This is a genomic window from Collinsella sp. AF14-35 (genome assembly GCF_003464565.1).
In the GTDB taxonomy this organism is placed as follows: Bacteria; Actinomycetota; Coriobacteriia; order Coriobacteriales; family Coriobacteriaceae; genus Collinsella.
The window spans coordinates 61747-79914 of record NZ_QRZD01000005.1 but is presented as its reverse complement, the minus strand read 5'-3'; the positions used below and the strand labels follow the sequence as shown (position 1 = coordinate 79914).

Below are 18168 nucleotides of genomic sequence, written 5' to 3'. Positions count from 1 at the left end.
CTCCTTAGCAGGTTTTGATCTAAGCAGGGTAGTTTGAAGTGGCTGGTCGGCCCGCGCGTTGCGGGCTAGTTAGATCGCGGGCTCAAACTATGCTGCGCTTCGAAGTCCTTCATGTACGAGGCCAGCGCCTGCACGTCTTCCATGGTGACGGCGTTGTACACGCTGGCGCGCATGCCGCCCACCAGGCGATGGCCCTTGACGTTTTGAATCTGGTGCTCGGCCGCGCCTGCGACAAAGGCGGCGTCGAGGTCGGCATCGCCGGTGCGGAACGTGACGTTGGCGATGGAGCGGCTGTCGGCCTGCGTGGTGCCATGGAACAGTTCGCTTTGCTCGAGCAAGTCATAGAGCAGGTTGGCTTTGGCCCAGTTGCGCTCGGCCATGGCGGCAAGTCCGCCGGTCTGCTCAACCCAACGGAACACCTTGCCGCACACGTAGATGCCAAAGGTGTTGGGCGTGTTGAGCATGGAGTCCTTGGCGGCTTGGGTCTTAAGGTCCATGTACTGCGGCGTCTGCGCATAGGCCGGGCCTTCGGCGATAAGGTCGTCGCGCACGATGACCACGGTCACGCCCGCGGCGCCGGCGTTTTTCTGCGCGCCGGCGTAGATGAGCCCGTAGCGCTCAACGTCGAGCGGCTGCGACAGAAAGCAGCTCGAGACATCGGCGACCAGCGGCACGTCGCCGCAAGCGGGCAGCTCGTGGTACATGGTGCCAAAGATGGTGTTGTTCTGGCAGATGTAGACGTAGTCGAGCCCGTCGCCCGCAGCCTCGGCGGCAATACGCGCGTTGATGTCGGCCATGTCGGGGATGCAGTCGAAGTTGGTGTCTTCGGAGCTTGCGAGCAGCACGGCCTCGCCGTACTTGGCGGCCTCCTTGTACGCCTTGTTGGCAAAGTTGCCGGTCACGACGTAGCCGGCGCGGCCGCGGCGCATGAGGTTCATGGGGATGCCCGCAAACTGCAGCGTGGCGCCGCCCTGCAAAAACAGGACACGGTAATTGTCGGGGATGCTCAGCAGACGGCGCAGGGTTGCCTCGGCGTCGTCGATGATTTGCTGGTACATGCAAGATCGATGGCTCATCTCGAGCACGGACATGCCGCAACCGCGGTAGTCCATCATCTCGTCGGCGATCTCGGCGAGCACGCTTGTAGGCAGCGCCGCCGGGCCAGCTGAGAAGTTGTGCACACGTGCCATCTTCTAGTTCCCCCTCGTAGTCGTTTGAACGTTCGGGATACTTTAGCACAGTGGAGCGCCAGGCGCGACTGCATCACGGTAAAACTCGAGTGCGTCGCTATGATTTACAGGATGGTTACATGGGGGAGGGCGGTCGCAAGGTCTATATCGCCGGGATATACCGTGACAGGTACTCTTTGAGCGCGGGGTCGCACACATAGAGATACGTTCCTAACATGCCGCGCGTCATGAGGACGTAGTAGGCGTTGACGATGATCTTTTGCAGATCATCGTCGCTTGCCTTTTTCTTGGCAACGGCATCTTTGAAGTTTGCCCTGTTAACGTTGACTGCATCTTTGTTCGAATCGTAGTAAATGTCGGGACCCAGAATTACGAATCCGTAGTTGAGGTCGTAGCCTTGTACCGTATGAATGCATCCGACTTCGTTGGCGGCGTTGGCGGAGTTAACCCAATCCTTCTGGGTTGAGTTCCAGCGTTTGGGAATGCCCTCGATGACGATATCGAACGCATCTTTGTTATTCTTCGTTTCCCACTTCCACGCAAAGCCTGCCATCATGCGGGATAGACCAACTTCTTCTTCCTTGGTTTGCTGCAGAGAGCAGAAGTCCTCAAATTGGTCGACGATTCCAAACTGGTATCTGGGGATATCGCTGTCCGGATCCCCGGCTCGCGAATCGTAAGGCTCCGATGAAAAGAGTGCTTTGAACTTCATGCCGGCATGCATGTACGCTTTGTTATCAAGCAGGTCGTAGACAAAATCGAGGTACTCATCGCCGCCACGCACGCGCATTTGGGTACTCAAGTTGAATTCTTCGGTCTCGATGCCGGCTTCTTCGAGTTGGTTGAGTCGCTGCTCAAGGCCATCTCGGTTGAGTCCCGATGCGCGGACTTGCTGTTTGGGGTCAAAGAACAGGCACGCCTTGTCGCAGCATTTGAAAATCCAATCCACCTGGCTGCTCGTGCGCGGCAAGCTGAGTCGTTCACATGTGTTGTAGAAAGCTCCGATGCCGGCGCCGGCGGATAAGTAGTTTCCCAGTCGGTGCGCCTCGTCGACAATCAAGACGTCATACCGATCGTTTTTTGTGACGTCGTTGGGGCTCAGGATATCGCCGGGCTTTAACCCGGGGAGGAAGTGCGTGAGTTTTTTGAGTGTCTTGCTCAGAGACTCCATGGGCGTCACGAAGCCGACCCGCAGACCGGAAAGGTTCGGCTCATTTTTGATTTTGAACATGAGACTGATGGCGAGGATTGTTTTGCCTGTTCCCGGCGCGCCGTTCACGACGGTTACGCGCTCTTTCTTGGGACCGCCGTGTTTAATGTCTTCATGCTCTTGCTCGAGCCGCCTGTAAATCGCCTCAATCGTTTCGTATTGATCGGGCGTGAGCGTTTTGAAGGGCGAGAATTTGAACAGGTCGGTATTCTCGAGCTCTTCGATGGGGTGGATCGCATAGTTCTCTTCGCGAAGCTTTGTCCAGAGGTCTCTGAACTTCTGGCGATACTGAGGTCGCTCAAAATAATCGAACTGGGCATAGCCATTGTTGGCGTTGGTTACCTGGTATTTTTCGTCAGCGCAGAACAGCTCGATAAGTCGATTCTCAAACTCAAATGTTGCTGACTGATTGAAGGTTGGATTGTCAATCAGGAGGGTCCGGTCGAAGTCTTTGTCCACGTTTGCGGCGTGTTGCTTCATGCGGCGTCGATAATTGGTCGTTTGACCGATGTACGCCGTTTTGTTTTTACTGTTGGTCAGAATATAGAGAACGGGCCAACTCTCGTCATGGTGGAATCCGGGCTTTGGCGTGCCAAAGTCCTGCAGCGATTCGCTTGCCTCGAAGGGTTGGGGGAGGGGAAGCGTGTATTGTCGAAGGGCGAACTCATTATTCATGGTGGGCCGCCTTTCTGTATTCGCTGGAGCTGGTGTCGACGGGATAGCGCTCGCCGTTGCGTTTGAGTTTGGACGAGAGCGCCTTTGGGAGGTCGATTCCGTTTAGATCGGCGAAACGTAGGAGAAAGAGGAGCGTGTCGGCAACTTCGTCTTCGATGGCTTGGCGCTGATCAGGGCTATCGAACATTTCTGCAATGCGCTTGTCGCTCATAAAGCGGAAAAGCTGAAGGAGTTCGGAGGACTCTGTCGCTATGCCGATGGCAAGTTCCTTTGGAGTGTGATATTTGCGCCAATCGCGCGCATCACAAAAATCTCTGACTTGTTCTGTCATGGCAGTGAGCTTGTCCATCATCCGTAACCTCCCTGATGTTCATTTTTTTATTATGGCCGTATCTGGAGTTTATTGCACATCAGTTGGGACGTGCGGTTTGTCCGGCCGCGATTGCCCGGTAGGAGGATTCACCGTGAAGATTGAAGTTGATGTAGACCAGCTGCGCGAGGGCTTGCTCGACTACGCGGGGAGCGCGGCTGGCGTGGGCTTTCCCGCTGCCATGCTCGACGTGATGGATATCGAGGACGAGTCGCCCCAAGAGCTCCTAGCCCGAGCCGAACGCGAAGGCCTCGACCTCCGCGACTTTGCTGTGGGTGACAGCTAGTAGCTGAAGAGGGACGGGCTGCTAGGAAGCTAGCGTGGCGATGACGGCTTCGTCGCCGGCGTATATGAGGGTGTTGCCGTCGGGGATGATCGTTTGGCCGTCGCGTTTGAGCATCACCACGATAAAGGGGTGCTTGCCTTGCGGCACGTCGCGCAGGCGCTGACCGGCCAGGCGACCGTGGGGCGTCACGGTGACCTCGCGCAGCGTAACCTCGGCACGCTCTTCGAACGTTGGGGCTGCCATCACCAGAAGGTCGCCTTCCTCGATGACGGTATCGCCGTTGGGCAGTACCGGGTGCGCCCCGTCGCGCAGCACCAAGACCACGAGCATGTCTGTGGCGCTGCCAATGTCCGCGAGCGAGCGTCCGGCAAACGGATGGCCAGCGCCCACCTTGAGCTTTACAAACGACATGCCGTCCTCGTCGCGGTAGTCGTTAAAGGTGCGGCGTACGTCGCCGGCCGCATCGATCATATCGAGTTTCTTCGCCACCGCCGGCAGTAGCGAACCCTGCACCACAATGCTCGATACGGCAATCACAAACACCAGGTCAAACAGGTCGTGACCGCCGGGAACGCCGGCTACCATGGCAAAGAGGCTAAAGACGACCGAAGCCGCGCCGCGCAAGCCCGCCCAGCTTACGAGTGCAACCTGGCGAGGGTTCGTCTTAAAGGGCACCAGCAGCAGACCGACGGCGATGGGGCGGCTCGCAAAGAGCATAAACGCCATGAGCGCCAGGCCCGGCAGCAGCATCTGCGGCAGGCGCGCGGGCGTGACGAGCAGGCCCAGCAAAAAGAAGATGGTCATCTCGGCCATCTCGGTGAGGGTGTCAAAAAAGCGCGCCATCTCGACCTTACCGGTGATGTCGCTTGCGCCCAGCACAATGCCTGCAAGGTATACGGCCAAAAAGCCGTTGCCGCCCAGGTAGCTCGGCAGCGCGTAGGCGACGATGGCCACGGCGAACAAGAAGATGGTCTGCGCGCCTTCGGCCGTTGCGTGTGCGCGCTCAATCAGACGCCTGGATGTCCAGCCGATGGCAAGGCCCAACCCCACGCCCAGGATGATCTGCTTGGTCAGCAGCACGGGAATGTCGATATTGCCGCCCGCCGCGAGGGTCGCGAGCACGGCGGTGAGCATGTAGGCGACGGGGTCGTTGGAGCCCGATTCGACCTCGAGCAGCGAGTCGGTGCCGCCCCTCAGCGAAAGGCTGTGCTCGCGCAGAACGCTAAAGACGCTGGCCGCGTCGGTGGACGCCACGACCGATCCCAGCAGCAGGCCGCCGATCCAGTCGAAGCCCAGCACAAAGTGGGCGAACACGCCGGTGATGCCTGCGGTGATGACGACGCCGAGCGTGCTCAGCAGCACCGCCGGCGCGGCGACGGGCTTGGCGCGGTCTATGTTGGTGTTAAAGCCGCCGTAGAACATGATGAACAATAGCGCCGTGCTGCAGACGGTTTCGGTGAGTGCGTAGTCGCTAAAGTCGATATGCGCCGGGCCGTTGACGCCCAGCAGCATGCCGAGCGCGATAAAGATAAGCAGGGTGGGGAAGGGGAGCTTTTTGCCGACGGGTTTGATGGTCAGGCACAAAATGATGACGAGGCCGATAAAAAGAAGGATCTGGTTCATGGATGGTGTCCGCTCCTGGGTGGTTGGCGTGGCACGGTTAGTTGTCTGCGGTTATTTGTACCCAAAGATGGTGGGTTTATGGGGTTGGATTGCGGGCGTGCGCGATATCGTCATAGACGGCTGCCGTCTTTGCCTCTGCTCGGAAACCCTTTCCAGCTTTATTGCAACGGAGTACAATGGGTAACGTTTAAGTTCAACTTGAAGTTTTAGTTGCGGCGCCGGGCTTTGGCCGCAATGCAAGGAGAGGCGTACCATGGCGATCTATGTGACATCTGATGCTCACGGGCACGTGCGTGCGCTTGACGAGGCCCTGTCCAAGATTTCGTTGACGTCCGACGACACGCTGTACGTGTTGGGCGACATGATCGATCGCGGGCCCGATCCGGTCGGCGTTATTAAGCTCGTGCGCTCGCTGCCCAACGCCCGCGTGCTCAAGGGTAATCACGAGCAGATCATGCTCGATGCCATCATTGGCCAGGATCCGCTCGATGCCGAGACCTGGGATATCAACGGTGGCTGGACGACGCGCGAGCAGCTCAACGACATGGAATTTGACGCATACGAGGAGCTCGTGCGATGGATGGCCGCGCTGCCGCTCTACGCGGTGGCCGAGACCGAGGAGCGCCCGTATCTGCTGGTACATGCTGGAATCGAGATGAAGGCGGCGCGCGCGTTTTTGCTTGAGCATGGCGTCGATTGTGCCGATGGCGTTGGAGCGGTGGGTGCCGATCGCGAGCTGCTGCAGCAGATGCTCGCGGTGCAGTCGGCCGATGACCTGCTGTGGATTCGTCACGGCTATTGGGATGCGCCGACCGGGCTGCTTTCTGCCGAGGGCAAGGGTCCGGTCGTGGTGAGCGGTCACACGCCAACGGTGTCGCTCGGGCGTTATTGCGAGGTCGGTGGTCTTGCGGGGCTCGATGAGGAGTCGGGCCGCGGGCAGATCGTGCGCCTGGGCGGCGAGGATGCCGCCGGTGTGCCCGATCGCATCGACATCGACTGCGCTGCCGCCACCGGCTCCGAGTTCGGTCGCGTCGGTATCCTGCGTCTGGACGACGGGGCGGAGTTCTATGCGAACATCAACCCTGGAGAATAACCTTGTTCCGCCGTTCTACCGAACGGCGGTCACGTTGACGCTGCGCAGCCCCGAAGCACCCCACCTTGTCGCTCAAACCGTCGCTCGCGTACAGAAGTACGCGTCGCTCCTCCTTCGCGCCAACCTGGGGCACTTCGAGACTGCTCGCTGTCGGTGCCAAAACATCGACGTTTCTTTTCTTCAAATTGATTCGAATTAGGCGCCGTAGGGGTTGCGGTCGCGCTCGATGCGTTGGCGGATGTGGGCGTATTCGATAATCAGCAGCACCAGGAGTAGGGCCATGATGGCTAGGTAGCTCACCACAGCGCCCATCAGACCCAGTAGCTTAATCAGGATCACCGGCAGCACCACGCTTACGGCGAAGCAGATCAGGTAGATCTTGGTGACGTCTCCAGCGTGGCGCAGCACCGTGATGATGGCGTAGATAAAGTCGATGGCCGCGGTGACGCCGCCGGCGACGACCATCAGCAGCGCCAGCGTACGGTAGCGTTCAAAGCTGAGGCCGTACATAAAGCTCATGAGGGGAATACCGGGACCTGCCATAAATGCGGCGCACACGCCGGTGATGACCACGATCAGCGCCATAACGGCAACAATAATCAGGTCAAAGCGACGACGCTTGCGAGGATTAGCCCAAATGCTCGACAAGCGCAGGAGCTGCGGTTTATAGATAAATCCAATGCTCAGCAAAATGGCCTGCGCTGGAAAGAACAGGGCATTAAAGTACAGCTGATACTTGTAGGCCAGCGTGCCTTCCATCACGAACTTGGGCATGCTCTCGATAAGGTTGAACAGGAACAGCGCGCCAAAAAGCGGGGCGCACTGGATAAACAGGTGACCGACCTCGCGCAGGCTCACGCGGCGCGATTTTTCGGTTTCGAGCAGGGCGAGCGGCGCGGTGACCAGCACGAGCGAGGCGATGGCGGTGACACCCATGGCCATGGCGGCGATGGGCATGCTGCGCGTGAGGAACAGTGCCACGCTAAAGACCGCGATGACGCCGACGGATCGTAGCGTTTGGCTCATGCCGGCCAGGTAGAGTTTGTCGGCCTGCTGCAGGCGGCCCTCGTACACGTCGGCAATGCCGTCGATCGCCTTATACAGGTAGACGCCCAGGCCGATTGTGGCCATCTGCGCATCGTAGCCGCGGGCGCTGCTGTATACCAGGCCGCATGCCAGCGCGAGCGCTCCGCAGATCCAGCGGTTGAGCTGGTAAGAGGCAAAGGACGTCTTTTCGTCGATGTCCGAGACCTGGAAATTGCGCACGCCGTAGTTGCACGCGATCATTATGAGCGTGCCGGTGACAAAGGCGATGGAGAATTTGCCAGCCTCTTCGGCGCCCACGAGCTGCGTAGACACGATGGTGAGCAACGGAAACACCATGCCCCACACGGCGGTGCCCAGGGTATTCCAAAGGTAGTCGCGACGGGTGGCGTGATCTTCGTACTCGGCTTCTTGTGTGGAGAAGCCGCCGCCGTAGACGGCTCCGAGCAGGCGGTTCCACCAAGCGTTGACCATGCGGCGGACGGGGCCGGGCTCCCGATCGCGTTCGCGCCGGCGACGGCGTGTGGCCTGGCTGCTGTCGGGGCCGCCGGCGTTGCGCTGGCTCAGCTCCTGGATGCGCGCGAGCTCTTCGGCCGTGTGGGAGGCGGGGAACAGGCCGTTCTCGATGCGTCCGCCCTGGGCCCTTGCGGTGCCGCTGCCCGATACGGTGGGGTCGGTGACGCCATTGCGGCGGGCGATGGCGCGGCGAATGCTATCGATGGGCGTGATGCTCAAAGCGGAGTCCTTTCTATTGCTGCGCTCTAGTATAGACGCGACGGTGTTCGTTCGTGTTTTTGAACAGGTTGTTCGATAATTTCGGCGGCGCCATTCAGTAGACGGCATTTGGGGACGTTCCTTATGTGCCGGCACTTTGGGAACGTCCCTAAGTGCCGGCATCCGGGGACACTCCTTGGTTGTTGCCTGTTCAAGAGTGTCCCTAACGACTAGGCCGCTTGCGTGCGATTTTTGACCGTTGGGCGGGCGCTTCGCCGTTGCCGCAAAAACGTTTTTGCATATCGGGTACAACGGGCTTTACGTGAGTAAAGTGCGCGCCTCGTCCACGTGTCGCGCTTTTAAAGGAGGCCCCATGCCAGGTGTTACCCCTGCAGAAGTTCTGTCCAACTTTGGCATTACGCTGGTCGAAGATCCTGCCGAGAACCAGCCCCGCCTGCTGGTCGACCTGCCGGCAGCCGAGCTCGTCGAGCACGCCATCCGTCGCAACGAAGGTCGTATGGCCTCCAACGGCGCGCTGGTGATCGAGACGGGGGAGCGCACTGGCCGCTCGCCTAATGACCGCTTTATCGTTGACACCCCCGATGTTCACGACAAGATTGCCTGGGGTGCCGTCAACCGCTCGCTGTCTGTCGAGAGCTACGAGGCCATCAAGGCCGGCATCGTCGACTATCTCAACGAGCGCGACGTGTTCGTCACTCGCGGTATGGCCGGTGCCGACCGCAACCATACGCGTCGTCTGCTTGTCGCCTGCGAGCGTGCCAGCCAGGCGCTCTTTATTAAGCAGATGCTCGCCCGCCCGCTTGCCCGCGAAATCGCGCGCACCGGCGAGCCGGACTTCTGTGTGCTCGCCGCGCCGGGCTACCAGTGCGATCCCGCCATCAAGGGCCTCAACTCCAGCGCCGCCGTGGTCATCAACTTCCAGGAGCGCGTGATTTTGGTCGCGGGTACCGGCTACTCCGGCGAGATCAAAAAGTCCATCTTCAGCGTCATGAATTACCTGCTGCCCGTCGAGGACGACGTGCTGCCCATGCATTGCTCGGCCAGTATGGATCCCGTCACGCACGAGACCGCGGTGTTCTTTGGCCTGTCGGGCACCGGCAAGACCACGCTTTCGGCCAACCCCACGCGGCTGCTGATCGGCGACGACGAGCACGGTTGGTCCGACATGGGCATCTTCAACATCGAGGGTGGCTGCTACGCCAAATGCGAGGGCCTGGACGCGTTCCACGAGCCTGAGATCTTCAACGCCGTCCGCTTTGGCGCGATCTGCGAAAACGTGGTGCTCGACGAGAGCCGCAAGCCCAACTACGATGACGTCTCGGTCACGCACAACACGCGCGTGGCCTACCCTGTGGAGCACATTCCCAACGCGTGGACCAAGGGCATGGGCACCACTCCGAGCGTCGTGCTGTTTTTGACCTGCGACGCCTTTGGCGTGCTGCCGCCCATCTCGCGCCTGACGGCCGACGCCGCCATGTATCACTTTGTGACGGGCTTTACGGCCAAGATCCCCGGCACCGAGGTCGGCGTCACCGAGCCCACGCCCACGTTCTCTTCGCTGTTTGGCGAGCCGTTTATGCCGCTCGACCCCATGGTCTATGCCAAGATGCTCGGTGAGCGCATCGCCGACGGCCGCACGCGTGTGTACCTGGTCAACACCGGCTGGATTGGCGGCGGCTACGGCGTGGGCCATCGCATCGAGCTTGCCTACACGCGCGCCCTGGTGGCCCGCGCCCTCGACGGTACCATCGAGGACAGCGAATTCGTGCATGACGATATCTTTAACGTTGACATTCCCACCACGTGCCACGGCGTGCCCGACGGCATCCTGGTGCCGCGCCAGTACTGGCAGAGCACCGCGCGCTACGACGAGGCGGCGCACAACTTGGCCGTGATGTTCGAGGAGAACTTCGAGAAGAAGTACTCGCACCTGCCCGAGTCCGTGAAGGCCGCCGGTCCGCACGCTCAGGTGCACGCCGACGCCCGTCATCGCGGCCGCGGCCTGCTGGGACTCCGACACTAGCGTCGCCGCGAGTCCATATCCGCCACAAAGGGGACAGGCACCTTTGTGGCGGTTTTGCTTGGGCGAATGACTCGGGTTACAATACGCCTGACATATCGCCCCCTTCTCCGGATGGGGGCAGCGTAAGCGCTCTTGTGGCGGCACCGTAGGACTTTGAAGGTGGCCGTCGTAAGGGCGCTTTTTGTTTAGGCACCCGGGCTCGGGCGCATGCTATGAAGGGAGAGCACATGAAGAGTTTCGTTGCCGAGGATTCGTTTTGGGAGCTATTTCCGCAGGCGGCTGTCGGTGTTGTGGTCGTAAAGGGCATGAAGCCCGCGGCTCAGATTCCTCAAGAGGACGTTGATGCGATTGCCGCGTTGCTCGACCGCGCCAATATCGATGCGGAGCGTCACCTGACGAGTGATACCATCAGCGAGAATGCGCCGGTTAAGGCATGGCGCGAGGCATATCGCCTATTCAAGACCAAGAAGGGCGCGCGTTGCTCAATTGAGAACCTGCTCAAGCGCGTGCTCAAAGGAAAGCCGGTGGGCCACATTACGCCCGCGGTGGACATCTACAACACGGTGTCGCTGTCCTACGCGCTGCCCGTAGGCGGCGAGGATTTGCACGCGATTGAGGGAGACCTTTGCCTGAAGGTGACCGACGGTGGCGATTCATTTCTGCCGCTTGGCGAGGAGACAGATGACCCGACGCTGCCCGGCGAGCTCGCCTACATCGATGATGCGGGCGCCGTATGCCGCTGCTGGAACTGGCGCGATGGCGTTCGAACGGCGTTGTCCGATGATTCGGCCGATGCTTTCCTGGCGATTGAGTGCGTGGAGCCCGAGCGGATGGGGGATTGCCAGGCCGCGATCGATCGCTTAGCCGAGCTGCTCGAGCGCTATCTGGGAGCGACGGTTGTCGTTAAAACGCTTGTGACCCGCGACAATCCTTGCGTGGGGCTGTAGCGAAGTCTGCGGATCAAACTCGATGCCCCAAACCACCACAAAGGTGCCTGTCCCCTTTGTGGTGGTTTTTATGTTGATGGGTTAACAAATGGGATATTTGGGTACGGGTGTTGCCTTGTGCGGCTAAGATGTTTACCCGTTAGCATCATGTAAGCGAAAGGCGGTCGTCACCATGCAGCAGAACGACGAGACACGTTTTGAGGACTTTGTCGGACTGATCAGCGGCCTCTACAAGGAGATTCAGCGTATCAAGACGTCCGAAGGCGCAAGGCTGGGCCTCAAGGGCTCCGACGTTATGTGCCTGTACTATCTTGAGCGCAGCAAGGAAGGCCTGACTGGCGCCGACCTCGCCCGCATGGCCGGCGTTACCCGTGCCGCCGTTTCGCGCACACTGGCACATCTGGAGGAGGGCGGCTACGTCGAGGTTGACGACTCGGGTGATGCGGCCGTCAAGTATCGTGCTCCGGTGCGCCTGACTGCCCTGGGCGGCGAGAGCATGAGCGAGGCCGATCGCATCATTCGCGAGGTGCTCGATACCACCGGCAAGGCCATGGGCGTGGAGCAGCGCGAGCAGATGTATGCATCGCTGCGCACGATCCTCAACACCCTGCGCGAGATCTAGAGCCGCGCTGGCGCTAGCTTTCAGCCAAGAACTGCATCGTCCCGTTTGAGCGCGTACGCCGTGCCGGGACATTGCTGTCAAAATTCCCTGCGCGAGACCTGCGCAAGAAAGGATTCGTTATGTCCGTCCGCATTATTACCGATTCCGCAAGCGATATGTCGCCGGCGGAGCACCCCGCTCTGCGTGTTCTGCCGCTGTCCGTCACCTTTGGCACCGATGTGTATATGGATGGCGTCGACATCGATCACCAGCGCTTTTACGAGATGCTTGTGGAGCGCGATGAACTGCCCAAGACCGGTCAGGTCAACCCGTACGCCTTTTCGCAGGCGATTGCCGAAGCGCGTGAGGCCGGCGATGAGGCCGTGATTATTACCGTGGGTGCCAAGCTCTCGGGCACCAACCAGAGTGCTCGTACGGCACTTGCCGAGGCGCCGGGCGGCGACATGTTCGTCGTGGACAGCAATAACGTGACCTTGGGCGAGCGCGTGCTGGTCGAGTATGCGTTGCGCCTGGTGGACGAGGGCCAGGGCGCGGCTCAGGTTGCGGCGGCTGTCGAGGCCGTGCGCGACCGCGTGGTCGTCATCGGCCTGCTCGAGACGTTGGAGTACCTGGTGCGCGGCGGTCGCCTGTCTGCTGCGGCCGGTGCCGTGGGTACGCTGCTCAACGTAAAGCCCGTGGTGGCTGCCGAGGACGGTCTGATCGTGCAGCTGGGCAAGGCGCGCGGTTCCAAGAACGGACGTAACCTGCTCAACCAGAAGGTCGAAAAGGCGGGCGGCATCGACTTTTCCATGCCGTTGGCGCTCGGCTATACGGGCCTTTCGGATGCGGTGCTCAAGAAGTATATCGAGGACAGCGCGGCACTGTGGGCTGGCCACACCGAGGGCGAACTGCCCGTTCACACCATCGGCGCCACCATCGGCACCCATGTAGGCCCCGGCGCCGTAGCCGTAGCCTTCTTCCAGCCCGTTAACTAGCCCACCTGCCAAAACCACCACAAAGGGGACGGGCACCTTTGTGGTGGTTTATGCTATTCCGGGTGGAAGGGAGCGAGCAATGGCGTCTGAGGGCTTTTTTGAGCGGGTGTACGAGGTGGTCGAGCAGATTCCCGAGGGGATGGTCGCCACGTACGGTCAGGTGGCGCTGCTCGCCGGTCGTCCACGAAGCGCGCGCTATATGGGCTATGCGCTGCATGGCAATCCACGCCCCGGCGAGATTACCTGTCACCGCGTGGTGTTTGCCGATGGCCGCATTTGCGAGGGTTTTGCTTTTGGCGGTCCCGATGCTCAACGTGAGCTTTTGCTAGGGGAGGGTGTGGCGTTTAAGGACGACATGCACGTCGACTTGGCCGTCTGTCGCTGGCCAGCAGGGCTCTAGCGGCTCGTTCGTGTCAAAACCACCACAAAGGTGCCTGTTCCCTTTGTGGTGGTTTTAGTTTACCTGAGTTAACTTATGGAGAAGGTGTGGCGGCGCGGTTTGTCGCAGCAAAGTAAACCACGGTGAACTATATTGTTTTCAGCAACGGAGCAGGCAATAGGCGATGAAAAAGCCTGCCCTGTTGAGTTTGATTCGCATTCCTCCCCTCTGTGCGATTCAACGGTGTACTTCGGGAACAGGCCCGCTGGCAACTATCTGCCAGCGGGCCTGTTCCTGTTTCGGTGAGGATTTAGCCTCACCGTCTATGTTGTGCGAAGGCGCTTTGCCTAGTACACCATGCCCATGGCGTCCTGAACCTCGGCCAGGGTCTGCTCGGCAATCTCGTTGGCGCGACGGTTGCCCTCGTGCAGCACGTCCTTCACATAGTCCAGATCGTTCTCATAGCGCTGGCGACGCTCGCGGATCGGCGCGAAGTACTCGTTGACGGCCTCGGTCACGTACTTCTTGAGCTGGCCGGAGCCGCCCATGCCAATCTCCTCGGCAATCTCGACTTCGGAACGGCCGGTGCAGATGGCGGCCGTCGAAAGCAGACCGGACACGCCGGGGCGGTTCTCGGGATCGAACGTGATCATGCGCTCAGAATCGGTCTGGCTCTTCTTGATGCGCTTGGCCGTCTCCTCGGCGGTCATCGAGATGTTGATGGCGTTGCCGTAGCTCTTGCTCATCTTGCGACCGTCCAGGCCGGGCAGCAGCGGGGTCTCGGACAGCAGCGCGTCGACCTCGGGGAACACCTTGCCGTAGCGGTTGTTAAAGCGGCGGGCGATGGTGCGGGTGAGCTCGATGTGCGGCAGCTGGTCGCGACCGACGGGCACCACATTGCCCTTGCAGAACAGGATGTCGCAGGCCTGGTGCACCGGGTAGGTGAGCAGAAGGCCGGTGAGCTCGTGGCCCGAGGCCTCCATCTCGGCCTTGACCGTGGGGTTGCGCGCCAGCTCGGCCTCGGAGACCAGCGACAGGAACGGCAGCATGAGCTGGTTGGCGGCGGGCACGGCGGAGTGCGCGTAGATCATGGTCTTGTCGGGGTCGATGCCACAGGCAAGGTAGTCCATGACCATGTTGTACACGTTGTCCTGGATGTGCTCGGTCGTGTCGCGGTCAGTGATGACCTGGTAGTCGGCGATGAGCACGTTGGTCTTGGCGCCCATGTTCTGCAGCTCAACACGGCCCTTAAGGGTGCCAAAGTAGTGACCCAGATGCAGACGGCCGGTGGGGCGGTCGCCGGTGAGCATGGTGAACTTGTCGGGCGTCTTGGCCAGGCCCTCGCGAATGGCGTTGCTCTTTTGCAGCGCGACTTCGTAGCTGTTCTCGTTTGGCATGATTGCTCCTAACGTATGTTCATGGGTCAAGATGATAACGCGTTTATTGGAGGGGCGGGTCGTAAGTAGGCGAGGGGCGGGAGAGCGGCGGCATGTGCGATGGGCGCGGCGTGGCTGCGCGTTTGGCCGGCGGCGCCTGGGCGCATCCTCGGCAGCTTACCCTAGCGCCTGTGGTGGCGCTCTTCCTTACGTTCCTCGGCTGCCTGCTCCTCCTGCTTAAAGGCGGGGTCGTCGGGGGTGACGAGCTCATCCTCGTGCGTGCGCTTGTTGTAATGGTGGCGCAGCACGGGCTCAAACAGATGTAGATGCTTGGCAAAGGCCGCCGAGCCAATGGCGAGCACGGTAAAGATGAGCACGCGCATGGGCACCTCGACCTGGTTGATCGCGGCGGCGCCGGCCGAAAGCATAATGCACCAGGCATAGATGAGCAGCACAGCCTGCTTTTGGTTGTAGCCCTCTTGGATCAGGCGGTGGTGGATGTGGCCCTTGTCGGCCTGCCCGATGCTAATGTGGGCGCGCTTGCGGCGCACGATGGCGCTAAACGTGTCGATGATGGGCACGCCGGCAACGATGAGCGGGATGATAAGCGAGGTGAGCGCGGCGGTGCGGCTCACGTTGAGTAGCGAGATGGAGCCCAGCGCAAAGCCCAGAAGCAGCGACCCCGAGTCGCCCAAGAAGATGCTTGCGGGGTTGAAGTTGTAGCGCAAAAAGGCCAGACAGGCGCCAAAGAGCGCAATGGAGAGCGCGGCGGCGTCGATGCGGCCCGAGAGAACGGCCATCGAAAACATGGTGAACGACGCGATGCCGCAGATGCCCGTGGCTAAGCCGTCGAGGCCGTCGATGAGGTTAATGATGTTGGTGAATGCCACCAGATAGATCACGGTGATGGGGTAGGCGAGCCATCCGAGCATGATCTCGCCGGGGGCAAACGGGTTGACGATGACGCCGATGCGCAGGCCGCCCACGCAGGCGATGAGCGCGGCGAGGACCTGTCCGGCTAGCTTTTGCTTGGGCTTGAGCTGGAAGACGTCGTCGATAGCGCCGGTCGCAAAGATGACGGTAAAAGAAAGCGCAAGTATGGGGTAGCTGATGTGCAGACGGGGGTGGGGCACCAAAACGGGCGGCCAACCCAGGTACCAGGTGCCTAGGATTTGCACAATACAGGCAACGACCAGGCCCAAAAACACCGCCGTTCCGCCCAAACGCGGGATGGGCTTGGTGTTGATGCGGCGCTTAGAAGGATAGTCGACGGCGTCGAGCTTAATTGCCAGGCGCTTGACCAGGGGCACCGTGAGGAAGGTCGTGATAAAGGCCGCCGCTGCCACGCATAGATACGGTATGTAGCTCGGGGATGAAGCCATGAATCTAAAAACCGCCAAGCGTCGAAGGAAAAGGTCAAAGGTTGCTAAGCGCAAAGGGCATAGCCGAACCATGATACTCGACCAAGGGGGGTGCATGGAATTGCACGCAGCGATAATCACGCGCTTACCAGATATTAGGGTATTGTCGATAGTTTGTCGGGATGCCGGCGGGGATCCATATGGGCTGTAATGGTGGTTTTCGGCAAATGAAAACCACCCCCCACGTTACGAAAATGAACCCACCTAAAACAGGTGGGTGCCCTCATCGACTGTTCCAGCGTCCTTAACAACGAAGGATACCTGTACTAGGTACGACTGTGTGGGCTCCCTAAATAAACGCGACGGTTCACCCAGTTGCTCCGCGGGGGGCGGAATACCTACATCATAAAGCGACACTTTGTCGATTCCAGTCTTGACATTATAAAAATCGTGTCGGACGATTACGGCGCCTTGGGCTCGAGCCGTCTGTGCGGTTGGTCCCTTTACGTTTGAGCTGCTGAATCATTGTTTTGGAGCATGTTTTTATGCCGACGTCGTTGACCGAACTTTTTTCGCCCGCCTGCCATTTGTGTCCGCGCCGTTGCGGTGCGGCGCGCGACGAGGGCGCGCGTGGCGTGTGCGGCGCCGACAACACGCTTAAGGTCGCCCGCGCGGCGCTCCATATGTGGGAGGAGCCGCCCATTTCGGGCGAGGCCGGCTCGGGTACGATTTTCTTTAGCGGCTGTTCGCTCAAATGTATCTACTGCCAAAACCACGAGATCTCGACGGGCAATTTCGGTCTTGAGATTTCGCCCGAGCGTTTGGTCGAGATTATGCTGGAGCTGCAGGACCAGAGCGCCAATAACATCAACCTGGTGACGGCGACGCACTATGCGCACCTGTTGCCTGCCGCGATTGCCGCGGCACGGACGCGCGGGTTGGTCATCCCAATTGTCTACAACACGAGTGGTTACGAGCGCGCGAGTGCCGTGGCGGCGCTGGGCGACCTGGTCGACGTGTGGCTTACGGACTTTAAATATGCCGATGCGGCGCTTGCGCAGTCACTGTCTCATATTCAGGACTACCCGCGTGTGGCCGTGTCGGGCCTGGCTCAGATGGCGCGCGAGATTGAGCGCCGCGGGGGAGAGCTGGTGGACGAGGACGGGCTCATGAAGCGCGGCATGATCGTGCGCCACCTGGTGTTGCCGGGACGTGCAGACGATTCGTGCCGTGTGCTGGACCTGGTGTGGCAGACGGTGGGCGATGTGCCGATCTCGGTCATGAACCAGTACACGCCTAATGCGCTCATGCGCGAGCAGGGCGGCGACCTGGCGCGTGCCGTGACGCGCGAGGAATACGAGCAGGTGCTCGACCATGCCGACGACCTGGGCTTTACGACGATGTTCTGGCAAGAGGGCGGCGCGGTAGACGAGAGCTTTACCCCGGCGTTCGACACTACCGGCGTCCTCACCAGCGCAAAGTAGCGCATTCGCCGATGATTTTTCTGGGACGGGGATTAAAAAATCATCGAGGGGATTGCCTGCTCGAAAAGTAGACAAAATGGTCCCGTCCCAAAAAGACTGGTTATTGGGCGTTGACAGCTGGCGAGCCGTAGGTAAAATAACAACTTGTCCTGGGGACGTAGCTCAGTTGGGAGAGCGCTGCCGTCGCATGGCAGAGGCCGAGGGTTCGACTCCCTTCGTCTCCACCCTTGGATTTGATAAGCCGCTGACATTGTGTCGGCGGCTTTTTTTAAAAGAAAGGGCTGCACCATGGCCGAGCTTGAGTCCCAACCATTGTCTGACGAGGAGCGCGCCGAGCTGGAAGAGCTCCGCGCCGAGAAGGCCCGCCGCGAGGCTCAGGAAGAGGCTCGTCGCGAGCGTGAGGAGCTGGCTGCCCTGCGTGCCGAGCGCGCGAAGGCCGAGGAGGCCGCCGCGAACGCCGCGCCCGCGCCCAAGCCCGCCGCCGCGAAGCCTGCGCCTTCCGCGCCCAAGCCTCAGCCTAAAAAGGTGGCTCATCCCAAGCCGGCCGAGCCCATGCCGAGCCGTGACGAGATGACCTTTGCCCAGCGCATGGTCACTTCCAAGGAGCCTACGGGCGAGAATGAGATCCCCGGCATGGCTCCGGCTCAAAAAATCATCATTGTCCTTGCCCTCATCGCGTTTGTCATCTTTATGGGCTACACGATCCTGACCAGCATGGGCCTGCTCTAGCCCATTCGCGCTGGGTGCCATGCCCGAACACTCTGCCCTTTTCCAAC

Annotated in this window: 16 protein-coding genes and 1 tRNA gene; 10 read left to right on the top strand and 7 right to left on the bottom strand. The window is 60.3% G+C overall.

Going from position 1 to position 18168, the window contains the following annotated elements; genetic code table 11:
• Positions 1-65: 65 nt before the first annotated feature.
• From serC to DWW12_RS02990, 3 genes are all read right to left on the bottom strand, one after another.
• Positions 66-1190: a 3-phosphoserine/phosphohydroxythreonine transaminase gene (serC, locus tag DWW12_RS03000; RefSeq protein WP_117854912.1), complete on the bottom strand. Its 1125-nt coding sequence runs from the start codon at positions 1188-1190 to the stop codon at positions 66-68.
• A 142-nt stretch (positions 1191-1332) separates the two neighbouring features.
• A complete protein-coding gene (locus DWW12_RS02995) occupies positions 1333-3075 on the bottom strand; it encodes a DUF2075 domain-containing protein (RefSeq protein WP_117854911.1) in 1743 nt (580 codons plus the stop codon).
• Positions 3068-3427 (bottom strand): nucleotide pyrophosphohydrolase, encoded by a 360-nt coding sequence (locus DWW12_RS02990; RefSeq protein WP_199570656.1) that lies wholly within the window; start codon positions 3425-3427, stop codon positions 3068-3070. The genes DWW12_RS02995 and DWW12_RS02990 overlap by 8 nt, the downstream gene beginning before the upstream one ends.
• A 112-nt stretch (positions 3428-3539) precedes the next feature.
• On the opposite strand from DWW12_RS02990, the gene DWW12_RS02985 reads away from it, so the two are divergent.
• Positions 3540-3731 carry a hypothetical protein gene (locus DWW12_RS02985; protein ID WP_117563971.1) on the top strand — a complete coding sequence of 64 codons (192 nt, stop codon included), beginning with the start codon at positions 3540-3542 and terminating at the stop codon, positions 3729-3731.
• 21 nt (positions 3732-3752) lie between these two features.
• On the opposite strand, the gene DWW12_RS02980 is transcribed toward DWW12_RS02985, so the two are convergent.
• Positions 3753-5354 (bottom strand): potassium/proton antiporter, encoded by a 1602-nt coding sequence (locus DWW12_RS02980; protein ID WP_117854910.1) that lies wholly within the window; start codon positions 5352-5354, stop codon positions 3753-3755.
• Between the two features lie 253 nt (positions 5355-5607).
• On the opposite strand from DWW12_RS02980, the gene DWW12_RS02970 reads away from it, so the two are divergent.
• Entirely contained in the window at positions 5608-6447 is an 840-nt protein-coding gene (locus DWW12_RS02970; protein ID WP_117797871.1) for a metallophosphoesterase, read from the top strand.
• A 195-nt stretch (positions 6448-6642) separates the two neighbouring features.
• Here the strand turns inward: DWW12_RS02970 and DWW12_RS02965 are convergent, their stop codons facing one another.
• Positions 6643-8226: a lipopolysaccharide biosynthesis protein gene (locus tag DWW12_RS02965; RefSeq protein WP_369832407.1), complete on the bottom strand. Its 1584-nt coding sequence runs from the start codon at positions 8224-8226 to the stop codon at positions 6643-6645.
• A gap of 352 nt (positions 8227-8578) precedes the next feature.
• Between DWW12_RS02965 and pckA the strand changes: the two genes are divergently transcribed.
• The 5 genes from pckA (at position 8579) to DWW12_RS02940 (ending at position 13192) form a co-directional block, all read left to right on the top strand.
• Entirely contained in the window at positions 8579-10249 is a 1671-nt protein-coding gene (pckA, locus tag DWW12_RS02960) for a phosphoenolpyruvate carboxykinase (ATP) (RefSeq protein WP_199570654.1), read from the top strand.
• Positions 10250-10476: 227 nt separating this feature from the next.
• Positions 10477-11196 (top strand): B3/4 domain-containing protein, encoded by a 720-nt coding sequence (locus DWW12_RS02955; protein ID WP_117641034.1) that lies wholly within the window; start codon positions 10477-10479, stop codon positions 11194-11196.
• Between the two features lie 172 nt (positions 11197-11368).
• Positions 11369-11818 carry a MarR family winged helix-turn-helix transcriptional regulator gene (locus DWW12_RS02950; RefSeq protein ID WP_117854908.1) on the top strand — a complete coding sequence of 150 codons (450 nt, stop codon included), beginning with the start codon at positions 11369-11371 and terminating at the stop codon, positions 11816-11818.
• 119 nt (positions 11819-11937) lie between these two features.
• Positions 11938-12792, top strand: coding sequence for a DegV family protein (locus tag DWW12_RS02945; protein WP_117641033.1), 855 nt, complete (start codon positions 11938-11940; stop codon positions 12790-12792).
• Between the two features lie 79 nt (positions 12793-12871).
• Positions 12872-13192, top strand: a complete 321-nt coding sequence (locus DWW12_RS02940; protein WP_117854907.1) for an MGMT family protein — start codon at positions 12872-12874, stop codon at positions 13190-13192.
• 326 nt (positions 13193-13518) lie between these two features.
• Here DWW12_RS02940 and trpS read toward each other — a convergent pair whose 3' ends face one another.
• A complete protein-coding gene (gene trpS, locus DWW12_RS02935; protein WP_117635005.1) occupies positions 13519-14568 on the bottom strand; it encodes a tryptophan--tRNA ligase in 1050 nt (349 codons plus the stop codon).
• A gap of 161 nt (positions 14569-14729) precedes the next feature.
• Positions 14730-15929, bottom strand: a complete 1200-nt coding sequence (locus DWW12_RS02930) for an MraY family glycosyltransferase (RefSeq protein WP_099431892.1) — start codon at positions 15927-15929, stop codon at positions 14730-14732.
• A 524-nt stretch (positions 15930-16453) separates the two neighbouring features.
• On the opposite strand from DWW12_RS02930, the gene DWW12_RS02925 reads away from it, so the two are divergent.
• From DWW12_RS02925 to DWW12_RS02915, 3 genes are all read left to right on the top strand, one after another.
• Positions 16454-17392: a radical SAM protein gene (locus tag DWW12_RS02925; RefSeq protein ID WP_117854905.1), complete on the top strand. Its 939-nt coding sequence runs from the start codon at positions 16454-16456 to the stop codon at positions 17390-17392.
• Positions 17393-17543: 151 nt separating this feature from the next.
• Positions 17544-17616 (top strand) — tRNA-Ala (locus tag DWW12_RS02920).
• Positions 17617-17680: 64 nt separating this feature from the next.
• Positions 17681-18121, top strand: coding sequence for a hypothetical protein (locus DWW12_RS02915; protein WP_117854904.1), 441 nt, complete (start codon positions 17681-17683; stop codon positions 18119-18121).
• Positions 18122-18168: the final 47 nt, after the last annotated feature.

What these genes read in the sequence shown, in the direction of transcription:
- serC (WP_117854912.1), bottom strand. Translation starts at nt 1,190, where the DNA reads ATGGCACGTGTGCACAACTTCTCAGCTGGCCCGGCGGCGCTGCCTACA.
- DWW12_RS02990 (WP_199570656.1), bottom strand. Translation starts at nt 3,427, where the DNA reads ATGATGGACAAGCTCACTGCCATGACAGAACAAGTCAGAGATTTTTGT.
- DWW12_RS02980 (WP_117854910.1), bottom strand. Translation starts at nt 5,354, where the DNA reads ATGAACCAGATCCTTCTTTTTATCGGCCTCGTCATCATTTTGTGCCTG.
- DWW12_RS02970 (WP_117797871.1), top strand. Translation starts at nt 5,608, where the DNA reads ATGGCGATCTATGTGACATCTGATGCTCACGGGCACGTGCGTGCGCTT.
- DWW12_RS02950 (WP_117854908.1), top strand. Translation starts at nt 11,369, where the DNA reads ATGCAGCAGAACGACGAGACACGTTTTGAGGACTTTGTCGGACTGATC.
- DWW12_RS02915 (WP_117854904.1), top strand. Translation starts at nt 17,681, where the DNA reads ATGGCCGAGCTTGAGTCCCAACCATTGTCTGACGAGGAGCGCGCCGAG.
- DWW12_RS02940 (WP_117854907.1), top strand. Translation starts at nt 12,872, where the DNA reads ATGGCGTCTGAGGGCTTTTTTGAGCGGGTGTACGAGGTGGTCGAGCAG.
- DWW12_RS02955 (WP_117641034.1), top strand. Translation starts at nt 10,477, where the DNA reads ATGAAGAGTTTCGTTGCCGAGGATTCGTTTTGGGAGCTATTTCCGCAG.
- DWW12_RS02930 (WP_099431892.1), bottom strand. Translation starts at nt 15,929, where the DNA reads ATGGCTTCATCCCCGAGCTACATACCGTATCTATGCGTGGCAGCGGCG.
- pckA (WP_199570654.1), top strand. Translation starts at nt 8,579, where the DNA reads ATGCCAGGTGTTACCCCTGCAGAAGTTCTGTCCAACTTTGGCATTACG.
- DWW12_RS02995 (WP_117854911.1), bottom strand. Translation starts at nt 3,075, where the DNA reads ATGAATAATGAGTTCGCCCTTCGACAATACACGCTTCCCCTCCCCCAA.
- DWW12_RS02925 (WP_117854905.1), top strand. Translation starts at nt 16,454, where the DNA reads ATGCCGACGTCGTTGACCGAACTTTTTTCGCCCGCCTGCCATTTGTGT.
- trpS (WP_117635005.1), bottom strand. Translation starts at nt 14,568, where the DNA reads ATGCCAAACGAGAACAGCTACGAAGTCGCGCTGCAAAAGAGCAACGCC.
- DWW12_RS02945 (WP_117641033.1), top strand. Translation starts at nt 11,938, where the DNA reads ATGTCCGTCCGCATTATTACCGATTCCGCAAGCGATATGTCGCCGGCG.